21 protein-coding genes are annotated in these 21,179 nt (G+C 74.6%); 11 read left to right on the top strand and 10 right to left on the bottom strand.

The window, feature by feature from the left end:
• Positions 1–11 precede the first annotated feature (11 nt).
• The 3 genes from PU704_RS01120 to PU704_RS01110 all read right to left on the bottom strand — a co-directional run bounded on the left by PU704_RS01120 (position 12) and on the right by PU704_RS01110 (position 3,107).
• The gene (locus PU704_RS01120; RefSeq protein WP_277549777.1) at positions 12–779 is read right to left on the bottom strand and encodes a phosphoadenylyl-sulfate reductase; all 768 of its coding nucleotides are present in this window, start codon (positions 777–779) and stop codon (positions 12–14) included.
• Positions 776–2,470, bottom strand: coding sequence for a nitrite/sulfite reductase (locus PU704_RS01115; RefSeq protein WP_277549776.1), 1,695 nt, complete (start codon positions 2,468–2,470; stop codon positions 776–778). The genes PU704_RS01120 and PU704_RS01115 overlap by 4 nt, the downstream gene beginning before the upstream one ends.
• A 157-nt stretch (positions 2,471–2,627) precedes the next feature.
• Positions 2,628–3,107, bottom strand: a complete 480-nt coding sequence (locus PU704_RS01110) for a YflT domain-containing protein (protein ID WP_277549775.1) — start codon at positions 3,105–3,107, stop codon at positions 2,628–2,630.
• A gap of 257 nt (positions 3,108–3,364) precedes the next feature.
• Here PU704_RS01110 and PU704_RS01105 point away from each other — a divergent pair, with 257 nt between their 5' ends.
• Both PU704_RS01105 and PU704_RS01100 read left to right on the top strand, forming a co-directional pair.
• Positions 3,365–4,834, top strand: coding sequence for an NCS2 family permease (locus PU704_RS01105; protein WP_047802851.1), 1,470 nt, complete (start codon positions 3,365–3,367; stop codon positions 4,832–4,834).
• A 91-nt stretch (positions 4,835–4,925) separates the two neighbouring features.
• On the top strand, positions 4,926–5,315 hold the full coding sequence (locus PU704_RS01100; RefSeq protein WP_277549774.1) for a YchJ family protein: 390 nt from the start codon (positions 4,926–4,928) through the stop codon (positions 5,313–5,315).
• 10 nt (positions 5,316–5,325) lie between these two features.
• Here PU704_RS01100 and PU704_RS01095 read toward each other — a convergent pair whose 3' ends face one another.
• The 3 genes from PU704_RS01095 to PU704_RS01085 form a co-directional block, all read right to left on the bottom strand.
• Positions 5,326–5,691, bottom strand: a complete 366-nt coding sequence (locus tag PU704_RS01095; RefSeq protein ID WP_075872434.1) for a VOC family protein — start codon at positions 5,689–5,691, stop codon at positions 5,326–5,328.
• A gap of 9 nt (positions 5,692–5,700) precedes the next feature.
• On the bottom strand, positions 5,701–6,564 hold the full coding sequence (locus PU704_RS01090) for an SDR family NAD(P)-dependent oxidoreductase (RefSeq protein ID WP_277549773.1): 864 nt from the start codon (positions 6,562–6,564) through the stop codon (positions 5,701–5,703).
• Between the two features lie 150 nt (positions 6,565–6,714).
• Positions 6,715–7,737 (bottom strand): AraC family transcriptional regulator, encoded by a 1,023-nt coding sequence (locus PU704_RS01085; RefSeq protein WP_277549772.1) that lies wholly within the window; start codon positions 7,735–7,737, stop codon positions 6,715–6,717.
• 69 nt (positions 7,738–7,806) lie between these two features.
• Between PU704_RS01085 and PU704_RS01080 the strand changes: the two genes are divergently transcribed.
• The 6 genes from PU704_RS01080 (at position 7,807) to PU704_RS01055 (ending at position 15,154) form a co-directional block, all read left to right on the top strand.
• A complete protein-coding gene (locus PU704_RS01080) occupies positions 7,807–9,342 on the top strand; it encodes a flavin-containing monooxygenase (RefSeq protein ID WP_277549770.1) in 1,536 nt (511 codons plus the stop codon).
• Positions 9,339–10,259 (top strand): alpha/beta fold hydrolase, encoded by a 921-nt coding sequence (locus tag PU704_RS01075; RefSeq protein ID WP_047802856.1) that lies wholly within the window; start codon positions 9,339–9,341, stop codon positions 10,257–10,259. The genes PU704_RS01080 and PU704_RS01075 overlap by 4 nt, the downstream gene beginning before the upstream one ends.
• A gap of 220 nt (positions 10,260–10,479) precedes the next feature.
• Positions 10,480–11,823, top strand: coding sequence for a pectate lyase family protein (locus PU704_RS01070; RefSeq protein ID WP_277549769.1), 1,344 nt, complete (start codon positions 10,480–10,482; stop codon positions 11,821–11,823).
• Positions 11,820–13,706, top strand: a complete 1,887-nt coding sequence (locus PU704_RS01065; protein ID WP_277549768.1) for a pectinesterase family protein — start codon at positions 11,820–11,822, stop codon at positions 13,704–13,706. The genes PU704_RS01070 and PU704_RS01065 overlap by 4 nt, the downstream gene beginning before the upstream one ends.
• Positions 13,707–13,910: 204 nt before the next feature.
• A complete protein-coding gene (locus PU704_RS01060) occupies positions 13,911–14,705 on the top strand; it encodes a GAF and ANTAR domain-containing protein (RefSeq protein WP_277549767.1) in 795 nt (264 codons plus the stop codon).
• A gap of 122 nt (positions 14,706–14,827) precedes the next feature.
• Entirely contained in the window at positions 14,828–15,154 is a 327-nt protein-coding gene (locus tag PU704_RS01055; RefSeq protein ID WP_277549766.1) for a hypothetical protein, read from the top strand.
• Positions 15,155–15,177: 23 nt separating this feature from the next.
• Here PU704_RS01055 and PU704_RS01050 read toward each other — a convergent pair whose 3' ends face one another.
• The 4 genes from PU704_RS01050 to PU704_RS01035 form a co-directional block, all read right to left on the bottom strand.
• Positions 15,178–15,393, bottom strand: coding sequence for a helix-turn-helix transcriptional regulator (locus PU704_RS01050; RefSeq protein WP_047802859.1), 216 nt, complete (start codon positions 15,391–15,393; stop codon positions 15,178–15,180).
• A 122-nt stretch (positions 15,394–15,515) separates the two neighbouring features.
• On the bottom strand, positions 15,516–16,415 hold the full coding sequence (locus PU704_RS01045) for a spermidine synthase (RefSeq protein WP_277549765.1): 900 nt from the start codon (positions 16,413–16,415) through the stop codon (positions 15,516–15,518).
• On the bottom strand, positions 16,412–16,927 hold the full coding sequence (locus tag PU704_RS01040) for a GNAT family N-acetyltransferase (RefSeq protein ID WP_277549764.1): 516 nt from the start codon (positions 16,925–16,927) through the stop codon (positions 16,412–16,414). The genes PU704_RS01045 and PU704_RS01040 overlap by 4 nt, the downstream gene beginning before the upstream one ends.
• 23 nt (positions 16,928–16,950) lie before the next feature.
• Complete coding sequence (locus PU704_RS01035) at positions 16,951–17,268, bottom strand: thiamine-binding protein (RefSeq protein ID WP_047802862.1); 318 nt, start codon at positions 17,266–17,268, stop codon at positions 16,951–16,953.
• A 187-nt stretch (positions 17,269–17,455) separates the two neighbouring features.
• Here PU704_RS01035 and PU704_RS01030 point away from each other — a divergent pair, with 187 nt between their 5' ends.
• The 3 genes from PU704_RS01030 (at position 17,456) to PU704_RS01020 (ending at position 21,122) form a co-directional block, all read left to right on the top strand.
• Positions 17,456–17,713: a metal-sensitive transcriptional regulator gene (locus PU704_RS01030; protein ID WP_047802863.1), complete on the top strand. Its 258-nt coding sequence runs from the start codon at positions 17,456–17,458 to the stop codon at positions 17,711–17,713.
• A gap of 110 nt (positions 17,714–17,823) precedes the next feature.
• Positions 17,824–19,917 carry a phosphate acetyltransferase gene (pta, locus tag PU704_RS01025; protein WP_277549763.1) on the top strand — a complete coding sequence of 698 codons (2,094 nt, stop codon included), beginning with the start codon at positions 17,824–17,826 and terminating at the stop codon, positions 19,915–19,917.
• 62 nt (positions 19,918–19,979) lie between these two features.
• Entirely contained in the window at positions 19,980–21,122 is a 1,143-nt protein-coding gene (locus PU704_RS01020; protein WP_277549762.1) for an acetate/propionate family kinase, read from the top strand.
• Positions 21,123–21,179: the final 57 nt, after the last annotated feature.

Here is a 21,179-nt window from a genome sequence, read left to right as displayed (position 1 = left end):
CGTGGGTGCGCTCACAGGTGGATCCCGCACTCGATCTTGTCCTGGCCGGACCAGCGGCCCGCGCGCGGATCCTCGCCCGGGGCGGTGGGCCGGGTGCAGGGGGCGCAGCCGATCGAGAGGTAGCCCTCCCCCATCAGCGGGTTCGTCGGGATCCCGCGGTCCTGCGACCACTGGACCAGCTCGTCGAGGCTCCAGCGGACCATCGGGTTGACCTTGACGAGCTTGTGCGTCTCGTCGAAGGTCACCATGGGCGCGTTGGTGCGGGTCCAGGACTCGTCGCGGCGCACGCCGGTGAACCAGACCTCGTAGCCCTCGAGGGACTTCTTGAGCGGAGCCACCTTGCGGATCGCGCAGCACAGGCCGGTGTCGCGGGCGAAGAGGTCCTTGCCGTGCTTCTCGTCCTGCTCGGCCACGGTGAGTTCCGGCAGGGCGTCGACCACGGTGATGTCGAGCATGTGCGCCACCGCGTCCCGGGTGCCGATGGTCTCCGGGAAGTGGTAGCCGGTCTCCAGGAAGAGCACGTCCACCCCCGGCAGCTGCTCGGCGACGAGGGCCGGCAGCACGGCGTCGGCCATCGAGCAGGCCACGGTGACGTTGCGCAGGTCGAAGTTCTCCGCGACCCAGCGGATCGCCTCCTCCGTGGACGCCTCGCCGGCGGCGGGCACACGGCCCTCGGCGTCCAGCTCGGCGTGCAGCGCGGCGGCGCCGGCCGCCGCGAGCTCGCGCAGCCGCTGCTCGTCGCGCAGCGCGGGGCGGGTGCCCGTGTCGGTGCTGGTCATGCGAGTTCACTCTCCTCGACCCGGTGGGTCCACTCGGCGAAGGTCTCGTTCCCGGTGCGCTGGGCCAGGAAGCGCCGGACCAGCTTCTCGACGTAGTCGGCGAGGTCGTCCTGGAACACCTTCAGGCCGCGCACGGTGCGCCCCAGTCCGGCCTCGGTCCGGTCGTCGGCGGCGAGCCCGCCGCCCAGGTGCACCTGGTAGCCGGGCTTCTGCCCGCCGTCCTCGGTGGGCAGCAGCTGGCCCTTGAGCCCGATGTCCGCGGTCTGGATCCGGGCGCACGAGTTGGGGCAGCCGTTGACGTGCATCGAGATGGGGTGGGGCAGCTCCACGCCGTCGAGCCGCCGCTCGAGCTCGTCGATGGTGTCCGAGGCGGTCTGCTTCGTCTCGACGATCGCGAGCTTGCAGTACTCGATGCCGGTGCACGCCACCGTGGAGCGGCGGAACGCGGAGGGCCGCGCCTGCAGGTCCAGGGCGTCGAGGTCGGCGACCACGCTCTCCACGTCGGCCTCCTCGATGTCGAGCAGCACGAGCTTCTGGTGCGGGGTGGTGCGCAGCCGGTCGGAGCCGTACTTGGCCATCACGTCGGCCAGGGCCAGCAGCTTCGCCCCGGAGACGCGGCCCACGCGCGGGGCCACCCCGATGTAGAACCGGCCGTCCTTCTGCCGGTGCACGCCGATGTGGTCGCCCGGCACGGCGGCCTTCTCCGGCGCCGGGCCGTCCGCGAGCTCGTAGCCGAGGTACTCGTCCTGGAGCACCTGGCGGAACTTCTCGGGCCCCCAGTCCTGGACCAGGAACTTCAGCCGGGCGCGGTTGCGCAGCCGCCGGTAGCCGTAGTCGCGGAAGATGCTCGTGACGCCCTTCCAGACCTCCGGGGCCTGCTCCTCGGTCACGAAGGCGCCCAGGCGCTTGCCGAGGAACGGCACCACGGACAGCGCCCCGCCGACCCACAGGTCGTAGCCGGGGCCGAGCTCGGGGTGGACCACGCCCACGAGGGCGCAGTCGTTGATCTCGTGCACCACGTCCAGGGACGGGTGGCCCGTGATCGCGGTCTTGTACTTGCGCGGCAGGTTGGAGAACTCCGGGGAGCCGATCCAGGTGGACTTGATCCGCTCGATCACCGGGGTGGGGTCGATGATCTCGTCCGCGGCGATCCCGGCCAGCGGGGAGCCCAGGATCACGCGCGGGACGTCGCCGCAGGCCTCGATCGTGTCCAGGCCCGCGTCCTCGAGCCGACGCCAGATCTCCGGGACGTCCTCCACGCGGATCCAGTGGTACTGGATGTTCTGCCGGTCCGTGATGTCGGCCGAGTCCCGGGCGAAGTCCGCCGAGATCTGACCGAGCACGCGCAGCTGCTCGCGGGTCAGCGCCCCGCCGTCGAGCCGGACGCGCATCATGAAGTACTTGTCCTCGATCTCGGCGTCGGACAGGGACCCCGTCCGGCCGCCGTCGATGCCCGGCCGGCGCTGGGTGTAGAGCCCCCACCAGCGGAACCGCCCGTGCAGGTCCTGGGGGTCGATCGAGTCGAAGCCCTCCCGGGAGTAGACCTCCTCGATCCGGGCGCGCACGTTGAGCCCGTCGTCGGCCTGCTTGAAGACCTCGTTCGGGTTCAGGGGGTCCCGGCCGTCGACCTTCCACTGCCCTTCGGGCTTCGGCTTCCGGGCGGCACGGGGCGCGCGCGTCGTCTGTGTCATGGCGTCGATTCTTCGCGGCTTGCCCCGGTCAGTCACGCCGGTCGTCACAAACCGCCATGAACCGACCCGACGTGACACAGGGCTGGACACCGACGCCCGCATGTGCAAGACGGCGAGCCGTGCCGGGCCCGGCCGGGCGGACCCGGCACGGGCGCCCTCAGGCGGTGGACCCGTCCCCGGTCAGCCGCGCCGCGGCGTCGTCGATGTGCTCGGCGTCCACCAGGATGTCGTAGGCGTCCGCCTCGAGGCCCTGGACGCTGCGGAAGTCACGGCGCCCGCCGGTGGCCGCGTGGCCCACGAGGCCGAAGACCAGGCCCCAGACGGCACCCAGCGCCACGCCCCACAGCACCACGGACAGCCAGCCGCCAACGGTGAACAGGCCGAGGAGCAGCCCCACGAACAGGCCGAGCCACGCGCCGGAGGCCATGCCGTAGAGCGCGGCCTTCCCGTTGGTCATCCGGCCCGTGACCTGCTCGACCGAGCGCAGCCCGGTGCCGACCACGCGCACGTGCTCCACGGGGAACCCCTCGTCGGAGAGGGCGTCGACGATCTGCTGCGCCTCGGCGTAGGTGGGCACGGTCCGCAGCACCCGGTAGTTGCCGGAGGAGGTGGGAGGAATCCGTGAGGGCTGGGTCATGGCTGCTGCGCTCCTGTTCCGTGGTGCTGGGGTGAGCTCCGGTGCCGCGCTCGCGGTGCGACCGCCGTCCGGTCCAACGGGATCCGGCGCGCCCCTGTTCCGCCCGGCGCCGGACGGCCTCGTCCATGACCGGGCGCTCACCGCGACACCACCGGGCGGGACCGGTAATGTTCCCCCGGTGGTACGCGGATCCGGGGCCGCTCCGGGGCCGCCGCCGTCGAGCCCGCCCTGTCCCGTCGAGTGCCCTTAGGACCGCCATGGCATCCTCCGCCTCCGTGCCCACGGAGACCCCTTCCCGTCCGCCGCGCAACGGCCTGGACCGCTTCTTCAGGATCAGCGAGCGCGGCTCCTCCGTGACGAGCGAGGTCCGCGGCGGCGTGGCCACGTTCATCGCGATGAGCTACATCGTGGTCCTCAATCCGCTGATCCTCGGCTACGGCCCGGACGGCGCGGGGAACACCCTCGGCGCCGAGCGGGTCGCGGCCGTCACCGCGCTCGTGGCCGGCGTGATGACCATCCTGATGGGGCTCGTGGCCCGCTCGCCATTCGCGATCGCCACCGGCCTGGGGGTGAACGCGTTCCTCGCGGTGACGATCGTGACCACCCCCGAGCTCACCTGGCCGCAGGTCATGGGCCTGGTCGTGTGGGCCGGGGTGGTCATGTTCGTCCTGGTGCTCACCGGCTTCCGCACCGCGGTGTTCAACGCCGTGCCGCCGTCGCTGAAGACCGCGATCGTCGTGGGCATCGGGCTGTTCATCGCCCTGATCGGCTTCGTGAACGCCGGCTTCGTGCGCCGCATCCCGGACGCCGCCGGCACCACCGTGCCCGTGCAGCTCGGCGACGGCGGGACGCTGCTGGGCTGGCCCATGCTCACCTTCGTCGTCGGCCTGCTGCTGACCCTGGCCCTCATGGTGCGCAACGTCCGCGGCGCGATCCTGATCGCGGTGGTCCTCACCACGGTCCTCGCCCACGTCCTGGAGGCGGTCTTCCCGTCCGGCTCCTCGGTGGAGAACCCCACCGGGTGGTCCCTCGTGGTGCCCTCGGCCCCCACCTCCTTCGTCGCCCTCCCGGACCTGTCCCTCGTGGGCGCGGTCGCCCCGCTGGAGGCGTTCCGGAGCCTGGGCGCCCTCGCGGCGCTGCTGCTGGTCTTCACGATCCTGCTCTCGATCTTCTTCGACGCGATGGGCACCATGGTGGGGCTCTCCCAGCAGGCCGGCCTGGTGGGCCGCAACGGGCAGATCGAGAACGTGGACCGGGTCCTGCTCGTGGACGCCGCCGGCGCGATCGCGGGCGGCGCGGGCTCCGTGTCCTCCAACCAGATCTTCGTGGAGTCCTCCACCGGCATCGCCGACGGCGCCCGCACCGGCCTGGCCAACGTGGTCACCGGCGCGCTGTTCCTGCTCGCGATGTTCGTCACGCCCCTGGTCAACGTGGTGCCGTTCGAGGCCGTCGCCCCGGCCATGGTCGTGGTCGGCTTCCTCATGGCCAAGCAGGTGGTGCGGATCGAGTGGGAGGACTGGGGCCTGGCCGTGCCGTCCTTCCTGACCTTCGCCGTGATGCCCTTCACGTACTCGATCGCCGACGGCATCGGGGCCGGCTTCGTCTCCTACGTCTTCATCCGCCTCGTGCAGGGCCGGGCCCGGGAGGTCCACCCGCTGATGTACGTGGTGGCCGCGGCCTTCGTGGTGTTCTTCGGCAAGGGCGTGGTGGAGGGCTGGCTCGCCTGACCGGCTGTTCCCGCCCCCGCGGGGGTGCGGCTCACGGCCACCGAGCCGCTTCCGGTGGCCGTGAGCCGCAACCCCGCGGGAGGATGGGGGGGTGATCGACGACGACGCCCGCTGCCCCTGCGGCACCGGTGAGAGCTACGGCGCGTGCTGCGGGCGCTTCCACCGCGGCCGCAGCGCGCCGACCGCCGAGCTGCTGATGCGCTCCAGGTTCAGCGCCTTCGCCGCCGGGGACGAGGAGTACCTGCTGGCCACCTGGCACCCCGGCACCCGTCCCGCCTCCGTGGCGCTGGACCCGCAGCTGCGCTGGTACCGGCTGGACGTGCACGCCGCCGACGGCGGCGGACCCTTCGAGAGCGAGGGCCGGGTGGAGTTCAGCGCCCACTGGCGCGACGGCTCCGGGGCGCGCGGCCGGCAGCGGGAGCGCTCCCGGTTCGTGCGCGAGGACGGCCGCTGGTTCTACGTGGACGGCGCCCCCGCCTGAGCCGGCCGGCTCAGGCGTCCTCGAGGTCCGCCAGCACGCAGAACTCGTTGCCCTCCGGGTCGGCCAGCACCACCCACGTGACCTCGGGTCCCTGGCCCACGTCCACCCGGCGCGCGCCGAGGGACTCCAGGCGGGCCACCTCCCCGTCCTGATCGGTGTCCGCCGCCCGGAGGTCGAGGTGCAGCCGGTTCTTGGCGGTCCTCGGCTCCGGGACGAGCAGGAAGTCCAGGTGCGGGCCCGGGCCCGCGGCGGGTGCGATGCCCACGTAGCCCTCGGCCTCGCCATGGACGGTGTAGCCCAGGGCCGCGCACCAGAAGCGGGCCAGGGCCGCGGGGTCGCGGCAGTCGACGACGACGGAGGACAGGGTGCTGGTCATGGGGCCAGCCTAGGCCCGGCGCCGCCGCCGGGAAAGGCGCTGCAGGAGCGGGCGGGCGCGCTGGAGGACGGACCAGTACGTGCCCGGGAACAGCCGCGCCGCCAGGTCCGGCAGCACCGCGCTGGGGGCCACCAGCAGCCGGCCCCGGCGCCGCTCCACCGCCTCCAGGATGTCCGCGGCCGCCCGCTCGGCGGGGTAGCTCAGCAGCGCGGCGAAGCTCTCGCGACCGGCCGCGGCCTCCTCGGCCGGCGCGCCGGCCGGGGTGCGGGCGGACTCGGCGATCCGGGTCCGGACCCCGCCGGGGTGGACCACGGTGACGCCCACCCGCCCGGCCAGCTCGTGGCGCAGGCCCTCCGTGAACCCGCGCACGGCGTACTTGCTGGCGGCGTAGGCCACCTGCCCGGGCGGGGCGATGAGCCCGAACAGGCTCGAGAGGTTGACCAGGTGGCTGCCGGGAGTGGCGAGCAGGGCCGGCAGCAGCCGCCGGGTGAGGATGACCGGGGCCCGGAAGTTGACGTCCATGAGCCAGTCGAACTCCTCGGCGGAGACCTGCTCGAAGGTGCCGCCGAGGGCCACGCCGGCGTTGTTCACCAGCAGGTCGATGCGCGGGTGCTCGGCCAGGATCCGGTCGGTGACGGCGGGCAGCGCGGAGAGCTCGGCGAGGTCCGCCACGACGGTGCGCACCCGCACCTCCGGGTGCCGCCGGCGGATCGTGCCGGCGACGCCCTCGAGCCCGGGCTCGTCCCGGTCGACGAGCACCAGGTGGGCGCCGCGGGCGGCGAGGCCGTGGGCCAGCTGCTCGCCGATGCCGCCGGCGGCGCCGGTGAGCACCGCGGTGGCGCCGGAGAAGCGGAAGGGGGCGGAGGGGGACACGGGCTGCTCCTGGGACGAGGAAACGGGACGCGGAAACGGGAACGGGGACGCGGGACAGGGTCCGGGCGGCGGGCTCGGATCCAGTGTGGGGCGCTCCCGCCGAGCCCGGCTTGACCGGTCACGACAGGAAGTTGACCGCACGCGACACGATCAGCTCGTGCGCGTCACCCCGCGGCGCACGTCCCGCGGCGGGGCGCCCCACCAGCGGCGGGCGCACCGGGTCAGCGCCGAGGACTCGGACAGGCCCACCAGCCCGGCGATCTGGCTCAGCGGGACCTCGGTGGTGGTGAGCCAGCGCAGGGCCGCGCTGCGCCGGGCCTCGTCCAGGACCGCGCCGAAGGTGGTGCCCTCCTCGGCCAGCCGGCGCTGGAGGGTGCGGGGATGCAGGTCCAGGACGCGGGCCACCGCCTCCAGCTCCGGGTCGGCGGTGCCCAGCAGCTGCACCAGCACCCCGCGCACCCGCGGCGCCCACGCCGAGCCCGCACCCGGGATCTGGGCGTCGAGGAAGGCCAGCGCCACCTGCCGCACGCCGGCGTCCCCGTGCAGCGGCCGGGCGAGCGTGCTCGTGGGGATCCGCAGCAGGACCTCGGGCCGGCCCGGGCGCACCGGCACGCCGAAGAACTCCTCGTAGACCCGCAGCGGCGCGGCGGGGCGGTGGTCCAGGTCGACCGTGCGCAGCCCGTAGCGGCCGCCGACCAGCGAGGTGAGGGCCCGGTGCAGCAGCCCCAGCCCGAGGTCGGTGCCCTGCGGGCTGCCGTGCCCGCCCCGGGCCGCCGGGGCGGGCCCGCCGTAGCGCACGGCCGTCACCCCCCGGGCGCCGTAGGGGTCCTCGACCAGCGCCAGCTCGAGCGAGGGCGCGTGCACGAAGAGGTAGCGGGACGCGCACTCCAGGGCGTCGCGCACCGTCTCGGAGTGGCGGGCGGCGAGCGCCAGCGGGCCGAGCACGCCCGGGTCCTGGCGGGCGGCGACCCGCAGCCCCAGGTCGGGGCAGGCCAGCTCGCGGGCGGCGGCCTCCAGCACCCGCCCGACGGCCCGCTCCGGGACCAGGAGGTCGTCGGTGTCCAGGGCGGCACGGGGCAGGCCGGCGGCGTCGGCGAGCGCCTCGGCGTCGCCCCCGAGCTCGGCCACCGCGGCGCGGAAGCCGCGCAGCCCCGCGGAACGGATGACGGACATGTCGCCCAGGGTCAAGCAATCGTCGTGCAGCGTCAAGTGCTGCCGGGCGCCGCGGGGGATCCTGGACCCATGTCAGCCACTTTCCCCACCCCCGAGAACCCCGCCGGGGCGGAGCACCGCGACGTCGTGGTCGTCGGCGCGGGCCTGTCCGGCATCGGCGCGGCCTACCGCCTGCAGACCGAGTGCCCCGGCCTGTCCTACGCCGTCCTGGAGGCGCGCGACGGGATGGGCGGGACCTGGGACCTCTTCCGCTACCCCGGCGTCCGCTCGGACTCCGACATGTTCACCCTGGGCTACTCCTTCAAGCCCTGGCGGGACCCGCAGTCCATCGCCGACGGCCCCTCGATCCTCGCCTACATCCGCGAGACGGCCGAGGAGTTCGACATCGACCGGCACATCCGCTACCGCACCAAGGTGGTCTCGGCCGACTGGTCCTCCGCGGACGCCCGGTGGACGCTGGGCCTCGAGGAGCGCGACGACGAGGGCGGGCTCCGGCGGCGCACGATGTCGTGCTCCTTCCTGTACTCCTGCGCCGGGTACTACGACTACGAGCGGGGGCACGACCCCGTCCTGCCCGGGATCGAGGAGTTCGGGGGCCGGGTGGTGCACCCGCAGTTCTGGCCCGAGGAGCTGGACTGGAGCGGGCAGCGGGTGGTGGTGATCGGCAGCGGCGCCACGGCGGTGACCCTGGTGCCGGCGATGGCCGCGGACGCGGCGAGCGTGACGATGCTGCAGCGCTCCCCCACCTGGATCAGCGCCGTGCCCGGCCGGGACCGGCGCGCCGACGCCCTGCGCCGGGCCCTGCCCCCGGGGCCGGCCCACCGGCTGATCCGGACGAAGAACATCCTGTTCAGCACGGCCGTCTACCAGTTCTGCCGGCGCCGCCCGGCCGCGGCGCGGGAGTACTTCACGTCCCGGGCCGCGCGCATCCTCGGCTCGGAGGAGCTCGTGGCCGAGCACTTCACCCCGTCCTACGACCCCTGGGACCAGCGGCTGTGCGCCGTGCCCAACGCGGACCTGTTCAAGGCGCTGCGGCGGGGCCGGGCCGACGTGGTCACCGACACGATCGACACGTTCGTGCCCGAGGGGATCCGGCTGAGCAGCGGCCGGGTCCTGGAGGCCGACGTGGTGGTCACCGCCACGGGGCTGAGGCTGCTGCCCTTCGGCGGGATCGCCCCCACGGTGGACGGGGCCCCGGTGGAGCTGTCGGAGCAGTTCGTCTGGAACGGCGCCATGCTCACGGGCGTGCCCAACTTCGCGCTGTGCATCGGCTACACCAACGCCTCGTGGACGCTGCGGGCCGACCTGACGCACCGCCTGGTCTGCAAGGTGCTCCAGCACCTGGAGCGCCACGACGCCGCCGCCGTGGTGCCCAAGGCCGCCTCGGGCATGACCGAGCACCCGCTGCTGGACCTCACATCCGGCTACGTCCGGCGCTCGATCGACGCGTTCCCCCGCCAGGGCGACCGCCACCCCTGGCGGGTGCGGCAGAACTACCTGCTGGACTCGGCGACCACCCTGCGCACCCCGCTGTCCCGGACCCTCGACCTGATCCCCCGCCCCGCCGCCCGCCCCGCGGCCGCACCCCAGGAGACCCACGCATGACCGAGCAGCACACCTCGCAGCCCGCCGCCGGCGCCCCGGGGGCCACGACGACGGTGCAGGTCGCCGGCCGGCCCGTGCGCATCCGCCTCTCCGGGCCGGAGCAGGCCCCGCCCGTGGTGCTGCTGCACGGGATCGGGCGCAGCCTCGAGGACTGGTCGGCCGCCCACGAGCTGCTCGCCCGGGACCACCGGGTGCTGAGCACCGACCTGCCCGGCTTCGGGCTGAGCCCCGCGGGCCCGGAGAAGCCGGGACTCGGGGCGTTCGCCCGTGCCGTGGTCGGGGTGCTCGACGCGGTGGGCGAGGACCGCCCGGTGCACCTGATGGGCAACTCGCTGGGCGGCGCCGTGGCCATGACCGTGGCCGCGGAGCACCCGGAGCGGGTGGCGAGCCTGCTGCTGGCCAACAGCGCCGGGTTCGGCCGGGAGGCCAACGTCTCCCCGCTGCCCATGGTCTGGGCCGCGCTGTCCCGCCTGCCCGTGGTGGGCGCCCGGTTCCGCCCGCTGGCCAGGGCCGCCGCGGTGCGCTCGAACCAGAACTGCTTCTTCGACCCGGCGCTGGCCACGCCCGAGCTCCTCCGGCACGCGGCGACGGTGGGCTCCCAGCCGGACTTCCGGGCCACCTTCCTGGGCACCTACCGCAGCATCGGGCTGCCGGTGGTGGGCGTGCTGCCCGGCTGGCGCCGGGCCCTGCTCGAGAAGATCCGTGCCTCCGGGCTGCCCGTGCTCGTGCTGTGGGGCGACGCCGACGCCGTGCTGCCCGCCCACCACGCCGACGCCGCGGCCGCCGCCCTGCCCGGGGCACGCCTGCACGTGTTCCCGGACACCGGGCACATGCCGCAGATCGAGCGGACCGCGGAGCTGGTGGAGCTGGCCCGGGAGTTCGTGGCCTCCGCCGAGGATCGCCGCGCGGCCTCCTGATCCCGCGCCGCACCGCGTGCCGCGCCACCGAGCATGACTCCCGGCCGAACAGGTCCCTTCGAGCATGCACACCCGGACCCCTTCCGGCGGGAAAGCGCTTTCTGCTACCGTCCTGCCCAGCACCCCCAGTGACCCCCATCACAGTTCTTCCCCTCACCGGGGGCGTGCCCACCGCAACGACGGAAGAGGGATCATGCGCCCACGCGCCTCGCACTTGTCCATGTCCTTGTCCACCGCCGCCGCACTGGCGCTGCTCACGGCGTCCCCCGCCGCGGCCGCCCCCGGCCCGCTCGCCGACCCGACGGCCCAGTCGGTCCGCACCCCGGTCGAGCGGCAGGTGCTGCCCGCCGGTGACGGCTGGGCCTCCGCCGACGGCGGGACCACCGGCGGGGCTGCGGCCGCCCCCGCCGACGTCCACGACGTCGACGACCGGGCCGGGCTCCTCGAGGCGCTCGCCGCCTCGGGCGAGCGGCCGAAGATCATCCGCGTGCACGGCAGGATCGACGCCAACACGGCGCCCGACGGCTCCGCGCTGAGCTGCGCGGACTACGCGGCCGGCACCGGCTACGACCTGGAGCAGTACCTGCAGGACTACGACCCCGCCACCTGGGGCCGGGACCGTGACCCGGCGGGGGCCCAGGAGGACGCCCGCCGTGCCGCGGCCGCGAACCAGGCCCGCACGATCCGCTGGGACGTCCCCGGCAACACCACGATCGTCGGCGCCGGCCCGGACAGCGAGATCCGCGGCGCCGCCCTGCGGATCAACGGGGCCGACAACGTCATCCTGCGCAACCTGACGTTCTCGGACGCCGCCGACTGCTTCCCGGCCTGGGACCCGGGCGACGGCAGCACCGGGGCCTGGAACAGCGAGTACGACCTGCTGCAGGTCATCAACGGCGCCACCCACGTGTGGGTCGACCACTCGGAGTTCACCGACGCCCCGAACCCCGACAGCGGGCAGCCCAGCTACTTCGGCACCCCCTACCAGGTGCACGACGGCGCCCTCGACGTGACCAACGGGTCGGACCTGGTCACGATCTCCTACAACCGGTTCACCGACCACGACAAGCTGATGCTCATCGGGTCCACAGACTCCCCCACCCGGGGGGACCTCGGCAGACTGCGGGTGACCGTCCACCACAACGTGTTCGAGGACGTCGGCCAGCGGGCCCCCCGGGTGCGCTACGGCCAGGTGGACGTCTACAACAACCACTACGTGGTGCCCGAGGACGGGTCCGTGCCCTTCGTGTACTCCCTGGGCGCGGGGATCGAGTCGCACCTGTACGCGGAGGCCAACGCCTTCACCCTGCCCGCCGGCACGGACCCCGCGCGGCTCATCGGCCGCTACAAGGGCTCGGTCGTCGCCACCGTGGACAACACCGTGAACGGCAAGAAGGTCGACCTCCGGGCCGCCTACAACGCCGCCGTCCCCGAGAGCGAGCAGCTGGCCCACGACACCTCCTGGACGCCCACGCTGCGCACCAAGGTGCACTCCGCCCACGCGGTGCCGGCGCTGCTCGCCCGCACCACCGGTCCCGTGCTCAGCACCGGCGGGAACCGGTGAGCCCCGCCGCGCCGACCCGGCGCACCCTCCTGACCGCGTTCGCGCTGGCGGCCGGCACCACCGCCCTGACGGGCGCGGCGGGCACCCCGGCCCTGGCCGCGCCGGGGGCCACCGGCAACAACGGCGGGATGCGGCGCACCCGCCCGGCGCTGTTCGTCGTCGGCGACTCGACGTCGTCCGCCTACCAGCACTCCGAGCGCCCCCGCGCGGGCTGGGGACAGGCCCTGCCCCTGCTGCTGGGCCCCCGGGCCGGCGTGGCCGACTACGCCTGGTCCGGGGCCTCGTCCAAGAGCTACGCGGACGCCGGGCTGCTCGACCGGGTGCTGGGCATGCTCCAGCCCGGCGACCACCTGCTCATCGCGTTCGGCCACAACGACGAGAAGGTCCAGGACCCGGCCCGCGGCACGCTGCCGGGCTCCACCTTCGAGGCGTACCTGCGCCGCTACGTCGACGGCGCCGTCGCGCAGGGCGCGCAGCCGGTGCTGGTCACCCCGGTGGAGCGCCGGCGCTTCGACGCCTTCGGGGCGGCCCGGGACACCCACGGGGCCTACCCCCAGGCCGTGCGCGACCTCGCGGCGGCCACCGGCACACCCCTGGTGGACCTGACCGCCTCCTCCAAGGACCTGTGGCAGCGCCTCGGCCCCGAGGGGACGACCTCCCACTTCCTGCACCTGGCGCCGGGCGAGCACCCGCAGTACCCGCAGGGCTCGGCGGACAACACCCACTTCCAGGCCCTCGGCGCCCTCGCGGTGGCCCGGCTGGTCGCCCGCGAGCTGCGGTCGAAGCGGATCGTGCCGCCGGGCTGGTTCGCGGACACCGGCGCGGCGGCCGACCCGCTGGGCCGGATGTACTGGCCCGCCGAGCGGCCCGTGGACACCCCCGTGGTGCTGGACGTCGGTCCCGGCGAACGGTTCCGCACCGTGCAGTCCGCCGTGGACGCGGCGGAGCCCGGCGGCGCCCGCCGGACGGTGATCCGGATCCGCCCCGGGGAGTACCGGGAGGTCCTGCACGTGCCGTCGAGCAGACCCCGGATCTCCCTGGTCGGGACGGGCGAGGGACCCGAGGACGTGGTGCTCGTGCACGACAACGCCTCCGGGACCCTCAAGCCCGACGGGAGCGGTCCGTTCGGCACGTTCGGCAGCGCCTCCGCCCGGGTGGACGGCGCGGACTTCGTCGCGCGGAACCTGACGTTCGGCAACGACTTCGACGAGGCCGCGCACCCGGAGATGAAGAACCGCCAGGCGGTGGCCCTGCACCTGACCGGCGACCGGGCGGTCCTCTCCGGGGTGCGCCTCCTCGGCAACCAGGACACCCTGCTGGTCAACTCCCCGGGCAGCGGCGTGGCCGCGCGGTCCTGGTTCGACCGGTGCTACGTCGAGGGCGACGTCGACTTCGTGTTCGGCCGCGGCACCGCGGTGTTCGACGGCTGCGAGCTCCGGTCCCTCGACCGCGGCTCCGACAGCAACAACGGGTACGTCACGGCCGGCAGCCAGGACCTGAGCGTCGAGCGCGGGTACCTGTTCAGCGGCTGCCGCTTCACGTCCGGGGCCGCCGCCGGCACCGTGCACCTCGGCCGCCCCTGGCACCCCGGCGGGGACCCCCGGGCCGTGGCGCAGGTGCTCGTGCGCGACTCCTGGCTCGGCGCCCACATCGCGGCGAGCCCGTGGACGGACATGAGCGGCTTCTCGTGGCGGGAGGCCCGCTTCGCCGAGCACGCCAACCGCGGCCCGGGCGCGCAGCTCACCCCGGACCGCCCCCAGCTGCCGGCCGGCGAGGCGGAGCGCTTCACCGTCCGCGACTACCTCGCGGGCGAGGACGGCTGGGCCCCGCAGCTGGCCGGCACGGCGGTCGACAGCACCGCCCTGCTCGACCTGCCGGGCTGACCCGGTCGCCACGAGGGGCGGCGGCCCGCCGGGCGGCGACGTCCCCCGGCGGGCCGCCGCTCCCTCCCGCACACGTCCCCGTGAGCCGCCGCCCGCGCGCCCTCGTCCGGGGTGCTGGTACAGTTCTGCCGCCGGCACGCGCACGCGCCGGCCTCGACTGCGGCGAGGGGGTCCGCACACAGGACGGAACGGGTGGGCCTGCCCATGATGGATTCGACGACGGCCGACGCGCGCTCCGTGCAGCTGGAGGACCTGCTGCTGGCCTCCGAGGACCTGACGGACTTCCTCCAGCAGTTCGTGCGCAGCACGGCGCGGCACCTCGCGGAGGACGCCGACGACCTGTGGTGCTCGATCACCCTGGTCCGGGGTGCCGCCGCGGCCACGGTGGTCGCCAGCCACGAGCGGGCCGCCGCCCTGGACGAGGTCCAGTACGCCTTCGGCGGCGGCCCGTGCCTGAGCGCGGCCGAGCGGCACCGGGTCGTGCTGCTGGCCGACACCCGCACCGACCGGCAGTGGCCGGCCTACAGCCGGGCGGCCGCGGAGCACGGGATCCGCTCCGTCCTGGCCGTGCCCTTCGAGCTGGAGGACCGGGCCCGGGCGGCGCTGAACGTCTACTCGGGAACGCTGCGCCAGTTCGACGCCCGGACCACCGCGGCGGTCGAGCGGGAGGTCGAACTGGCCTCCCGGGCCCTGCGCCTGGCCCTGCGCCTGGCCCGGCACCGGGAGGCGCAGACCGACCTGGCCGCGGCGATGGCCTCGCGCACCACGATCGACATGGCCATCGGGCTGGTGATGGCCCGCCAGGGCTGCACCCAGGACGACGCCGTGGCCCTGCTGACCGCGGCGTCCAACCACCGCAACGTCAAGCTGCGCGACGTCGCCGCCGAGCTGGTGACGGCGGCCAACGACGGGCCGACGAGCACGCACTTCAACCCGTCCGCCCCGCCCGCACCGCGGTCCCGGCCCGTGCCGTCCCCGGTGGACGGGAGCGTGGTCTGAACCCGACCGCACCACGGGTCTCCCGGCGCCGGCGGTGGCGCCCCGGATGCCGCGCGGCTACGATCGAGGAGCGCGTCGAGTAGTCGGCCGCGACTTTGTCGTAGCCAGCGAAAGAAGCTCCCGTGCACTCTCTTCCCGCCACCCCCGTCACCGCCCCGACCGTGGCCTCCCTGGGCGGTGACGCCGACCCCGCGCCGGCGCACGACCGGGCCGGGCTCGCCGCCGCGGACGCAGGGCCCGCCGACGAGACCGCTCTCGCTCCTGCCGAGGAGTTCCCGGAGGGCCTGGAGGAACTCCCCCTGGCCGAGCTGCAGGTGCTCCACAGCCGCGTCACCCGCCAGGTCGAGCACGAGCACCTGTCCCCCGAGGGACCGCACCCGCTGACCCGGGACCGGCAGCACGACGTGGCGGCCGAGCTCGCGGCCCGGGGGCCTCGCCGCGCCGGGTGAGTCCCCGCGCCGGCCGCGGTCCGTCAGGCCCGGGGCGGGGTGCGGCCGGCGTCGTCGTGGAAGACGTCCTCGACCGGCCGGCCGAAGAACCGCGCCAGGGCGAGGGCCACGGACAGGGACGGCTCGGACCGGCCGTTCTCGACCGCGTAGATCGTCTGCCGGGAGACCCCCACGGCGATGGCCAGCTGCCCCTGCGACAGGGTCCGGGCGGCCCGCAGCGCCTTCAGCTCGTTGCGCACCTGCGACCACCTCCTCGGACACCCTCGTCGGTTACCAAGCAACCTTAGCGGCTCCGGCGGCGCGGTGCCGAGCAACTCCCGGCGGGCGCCTGCGTGTCCCCCGGATCCCCGCGCGGGGCGCGTCACGGGGCGTGCGGCGCCCGGGGCGGGACGGCGTCGCGGCGCGGGGGCGTCCCGGCGACGAACGAGCGGGCCCAGGTCCCGTCCTTGTACTGGGCGGGCACCGCCCCGCCCAGCAGCTCGCGGCCGAGCGCGGCGGCCTCCGGCGAGCCCTCCGCCGGCAGCGGCACGGCGGAGGCGGCCAGCACGATGTTGCCGTAGCGGCGGCCCTTGAGCATCGCCGGGTCGGCCACGGCGCCGACGTGCTCGAAGACCTCGGACAGCGCGGCCAGCTCGGCCCGCGCCCCGGCGAGGTCCCGGGTGTCCCCGCAGTTGAGCACGTACAGCCCGCCCGGGGCGAGCACGCGGGCCACGTGCCGGGCGAACTCGACCGTGGTGAGCGGCTCCGGGGTCGTGGACCCGGCGAACACGTCCCGGACCACCACGTCCCGGGTGGCCGCCGTCAGCGACTCCGTGACGGCGCGGGCCTCCCCCACCCGGATCCGCAGCCGCGGGGCGCGCGGGAGGTCGAACCACTGCCGGACCAGCTCGGCGAGCCGGCCGTCGAGCTCCACGACGACCTGCCGTGCCGCCGGATAGGCGTGGGCGAGGTACCGGGCCATCGAGCAGGCGCCCCCGCCCAGGTGCAGGACGCGCAGCGCGGCGGGGTCCAGGTGCGCGCCGACGTGGGCGTGGACGAGCGCGGCGATCCAGCGCATGTACTCGAAGTCCAGCCGCTCGGGGTGCTGCGGGTCCACGTGGGAGGAGGGCACCCCGTTGACGTGGAGCACCCAGGAGCCGGGAGCGTACTCGTCGGGCACCAGCTCGGCGGTGCCGGTGGAGATCTCGTAGCTGCCGGCCGCGGGGCCGCCCGGGGCGCCGGGCTCCGGCGTCCGGCGCCCGCGGCGGCCCGCGCGGCTCACGCCGGGCCCGTCCGCACCATCCGGTGCATGTGCTGCCCGGTCCACGGCCCGCCGGCGGGAAAGGACTCCTCGAGGGCTCGGAAACCGTGCTTGGCGTAGAAGTGCTCGGCGCGGTCGTTGCCGTCCATGATCCACAGGTAGGCGTCCGCGGGGCCGACGGCGGCCTCCAGCAGCGCCGCGCCCAGCCCGGTGCCGTGCGTCGCGGCGAGGGTGTAGAGCTGGAACAGCTGCCGGGGGACCACCGGGGCGGGCACCCCGGCGCGGGTCTCCCACGCGGCGGGTGCCGGTCCGGCGGAGACCAGCCCGAGGGCGGCCCCGTCGTCCTCGAGCGCCCAGAGGGTGCGCACGCGCGGGTCGGCGAGGAGGTCGCGGTCGTAGCCGGCCGTGCGGTCGGCCGCGTCGCGCTGCCGGTCGGCGAAGGCGTCGCCGAAGAGCGGGCGGTAGGTCTCGTCGAGGCAGCGCAGGTGCAGGGCGGACCACGCGGAGGCGTCGGCGGCACCGGCGGGGCGCACCCGCGCGGCCGTGGTGGCGCGGGTCAGGACTCGATCGCCTGCCGCCGGATCGCGGCCTCGAGCCGCTCCACCTTGCCGGTCAGCTCGCCGGTGCGACCGGGGCGGATGTCGGCCTTGAGCACGAGGGACACCCGGGGCCCGTAGGCGCCGACGGCCTCGGTGGCGCGCTTGACGACGTCCATGACCTCGTCCCACTCGCCCTCGATCGTGGTGAACATGGCGTCGGTCTCGTGCGGCAGTCCGGAGTCGCGGACCACCCGGACGGCGGCGGCGACGGCGTCGTGCACGGAGCCGGTGGCGTCGGAGCCACCGGACGGGGAGACGGAGAAGGCAACCAGCATGCCCCCAGTCTCCCACCCGGCACGCCCGGGGAGAACCCCGCGCCACGACGACGACGGCACCGCCGCCCCGGGGCGGTCCGGCCCGGGGCGGCGGGGACCCGTCGCGGAAGATACCCCAAAGGGTATGCCGGATCCCCCGGGGGGTATAGAATGGCCGGGACCCTCCCTCGTCCCCCAGGAGCGCCCCGTGCAACTCGATCCCCAGGACCTCACCCCGACCATCAACCGCCTCAAGCGGGCGCAGGGCCAGCTCACCGCCGTCATCCGCATGCTCGAGGAGAGCCGCGACTGCAAGGACGTGGTGACCCAGCTCTCCGCGGTCTCCCGCGCCCTGGACAAGGCCGGCTTCAGCATCATCGCGACCGGCCTGGAGCAGTGCCTGCGCCAGGAGGACCCCAGCCTGGACAAGGCCGAGCTGGAGAAGATGTTCCTCTCCCTGGCCTGAGCCTGCCCGGCCGGGCGGCGAGCGCCGCGGCCCGGCCCCCGGAACGGGCGGACCCTAGACTGGGGCGAGCACGTCAGTTCCGAGCCCGCCCACCGGAGGACGCCCAGACCATGACCCAAGGCATCTACGTCAGTGCCATGACGCCGCAGTCCGGCAAGTCGCTCGTGGCCCTCGGGCTGGCCGACTCGCTGTTCCGCAGGACCGACCGCCTGGGCTACTTCCGCCCCGTCCACCTGGGGCGGAGCCCGGCGGAGGACCCCATGGTCCAGCTCATGAAGCGCAACTTCGACCTCCCCGACGAACGGTGCCGCGGTGGGCTCTCGCTGGCCCGGACCCGGGAGCTGCTCGCGGCCGGGGACCACGACGAGCTCGACTCGATGGCCGTGAGCGTCTACGGCGAGATGGCCCGGCACTGCGACGTGATCGTGGTGGACGGCACCGACCTGCTGGCGCACAACGCGGCCACCGCCGAGTTCGACATGAACGCCCGGATGGCCAACAACCTGGGCACCTCGGTGCTGGCCGTGATCGGCGCGGACGAGTCCGAGTCCCCCGAGGACGTGCTCAACGCGATCGAGGTCACCCGCGCGGAGCTGCACCAGGCCCGGTGCGACATCTTCGCCGTCATCGTCAACCGGGCCCGGCCCGAGTGGGTCGAGCGGCTGAGCGCCAACGCCTCCCGGGGCGTGCGCGGGCTGCCCGTCTACGTGATCGCCGAGAACGCCGCGGTGGCCGCGCCCACCGTGGCCGAGCTGCGGGACCGGCACGGCTTCGGGGACGGGCCCTCGGACGTCTCCCTGGACCGCGACGTCAAGGGCGTGAAGATCGCCGCGATGACGGTGGCCCACTACCTCGAGCAGCTCGCCGACGGCGATTTCGTCATCACCCCGGGGGACCGCTCCGACATCGTCGTCGCGTCCCTGGCCTCCGCCCTCTCCCCGGCCCTGCCGGTCCCCTCGGGGATGCTGCTGACCGGCGGCTTCGGCACCGAGGGGCGGATCCAGGAGCTCACCGCCGCGGCGCCGTTCCCCGTGCTCACCACGGGGCTGGACACCTACAGCGCCGCCCGCGCGGTCTCCCGCTCCCGCGGCACGCTCTCGGGGGCCCATCCGCGCAAGGTCGCGGCCGCGCTGGGCGAGTGGGCCCGGCGCGTGGACGACGAGGAGCTGGTCAGCCGCCTGGACCTGCCGCGCCCGCTGCGGCGCACGCCGCTGCGCTTCCTGCACGAACTGGTCGAGGCGGCGCGCACGCAGCGGAAGAACATCGTGCTGCCGGAGGGCGAGGACCCCCGCATCCTGCGCGCCGCCGAGATGATCCACCGCCGCAACTTCTGCGACCTCACGGTCCTCGGCGACCCCGCGAAGATCGCCGGGCTGTGCCAGACGGAGGGCATCAACCTCGACTTCGACGACGAGGGGCTCACGCTCGTCGACTTCGAGCACGACGAGGCGCTGCGCGAGAAGTACGCCGGCGAGTACGTGCGGCTGCGCGCCCACAAGGGCGTGCAGCAGGACGCGGCCCTGGAGCGGATGCTCGACGGCTCCTACTTCGGCACCATGATGGTGCAGATGGGGGACGTGGACGGCATGGTCTCCGGCGCCGCGCACACCACGGCCAACACGATCCGCCCCGCCCTGGAGTTCGTGAAGACCTCCGAGGGCGTGCGGATCGTCTCCTCCGTGTTCTTCATGCTCCTCGAGGACCGCGTGCTGGTCTACGGCGACTGCGCGGTCAACCCGAACCCCGACGCCCAGCAGCTCGCGGACATCGCGCTCGCCTCCGCCCGCACCGCCCGCCAGTTCGGCGTGGAGCCCCGGGTGGCGATGCTGTCCTACTCCACCGGAGGCTCCGGCTCCGGCCAGGACGTCGACAAGGTCCGGGCGGCCACCGAGATCGTGCGCGCGGCGGACCCCGAGCTGGAGGTGGAGGGTCCCATCCAGTACGACGCCGCGGTGGACGCCTCGATCGCGGCCTCCAAGCTGCCCGGCTCCGCCGTGGCGGGACGGGCGACCGTGTTCGTCTTCCCGGACCTCAACACCGGCAACAACACCTACAAGGCCGTCCAGCAGTCCGCCGGCGCCGTGGCCGTGGGCCCGGTGCTGCAGGGGCTGCGCAAGCCCGTCAACGACCTCTCGCGGGGGTGCACCGTGGACGACATCGTCAACACGGTGGCGATCACCGCGATCCAGGCCCAGCACATGTGAGCCGGCGCCCCGCCGCCCGCTTCCCGACCGTCCCGTTCCCGACCGCCCCAGGGAGACCCACCATGCTCGTGCTCGTCGTCAACTGCGGCTCGTCCTCGCTGAAGTACCAGGTCCGGGAGCTGGAGCCGGGCGCCGACGGCGGCACCGTGCTCACGTCCGGGCTGATCGAGAACATCGGCAGCTCCCGGATCCAGGACCACACGCAGGCCCTCGAGCTGCTCGCCGGGCGCCTCGGGACCGAGCTGGACGGGCGGACCGTGGACGCCGCCGGGCACCGCGTGGTGCACGGCGGCGAGCGGTTCTCGGCACCCGTGCTGGCGACCCCGGAGATCATCCGCGACATCGAGCGGCTCGTCCCGCTGGCGCCGCTGCACAACCCGGCCGCGGTCCTGGGCCTGCGCGCCGTCCAGAAGACCTGGCCGCAGCTGCCGCAGGTCTGCGTGTTCGACACCGCCTTCCACCGCACCATGCCCGAGCACGTGTGGCGCTACGCGGTCCCGGAGCGGTTCTACGAGCACTGGGGGATCCGCCGCTACGGCTTCCACGGCACCTCCCACGACTGGGTGACCGGGCAGGCGGCGGATTTCCTGGGGATCCCGCGCGAGCGGTTCCGCGCCGTCGTCGCCCACCTGGGCAACGGCGCCTCGGTCACGGCGATCCGGGACGGCCGCTCCTACGACACCTCGATGGGCTACACGCCCCTGGCCGGGCTGGTGATGGGCACCCGCACGGGGGACCTGGACCCGTCCGTGGTCACCGCCGTGCTGCGCCGGGACCCGGAGATGACCCCCGAGCGGCTCGACGCCGTGCTCAACAAGGAGTCCGGGCTGCGGGCCGTGGCCGGGGACCACGACATGCGCGCCGTCCAGGAGGCCGCCGAACGCGGCGACGAGCGCGCCGAGCTGGCCCTGGAGATGGCGGCCTACCGCCTGGCGAAGTACGTGGGCGGCTACCACGTGGCCGTGGAGGGGGCGCAGGCGCTGGTCTTCACCGCCGGGATCGGCGAGAACGCCGCGCCGTTCCGGAAGCGGGTCTGCGACCGGCTCGGCGCCCTGGGGGTCCGGCTCGACGACGACGCCAACGCCGCCCGCGCACGCGGGACCCGGCGGATCTCGGCACCCGGCTCGGCCCTCGAGGTGCTGGTGGTGCCCACCGACGAGGAGCAGGCGATCGCCGCGGCCACCGCGGCGCTGGTCGCCGGCTGAGCATCCCGGGACACCGGACCGGCACACCGGAGCGCCGCACCGGGGCGCGCCGCCGGC

Origin of the sequence: Kocuria oceani (assembly GCF_029524215.1) — a bacterium.
GTDB classification, from domain to species: Bacteria; Actinomycetota; Actinomycetes; order Actinomycetales; family Micrococcaceae; genus Kocuria; species Kocuria oceani.
Note: the sequence above shows the minus strand (reverse complement) of the source record. Positions and strands in the feature narration are given on the sequence as shown.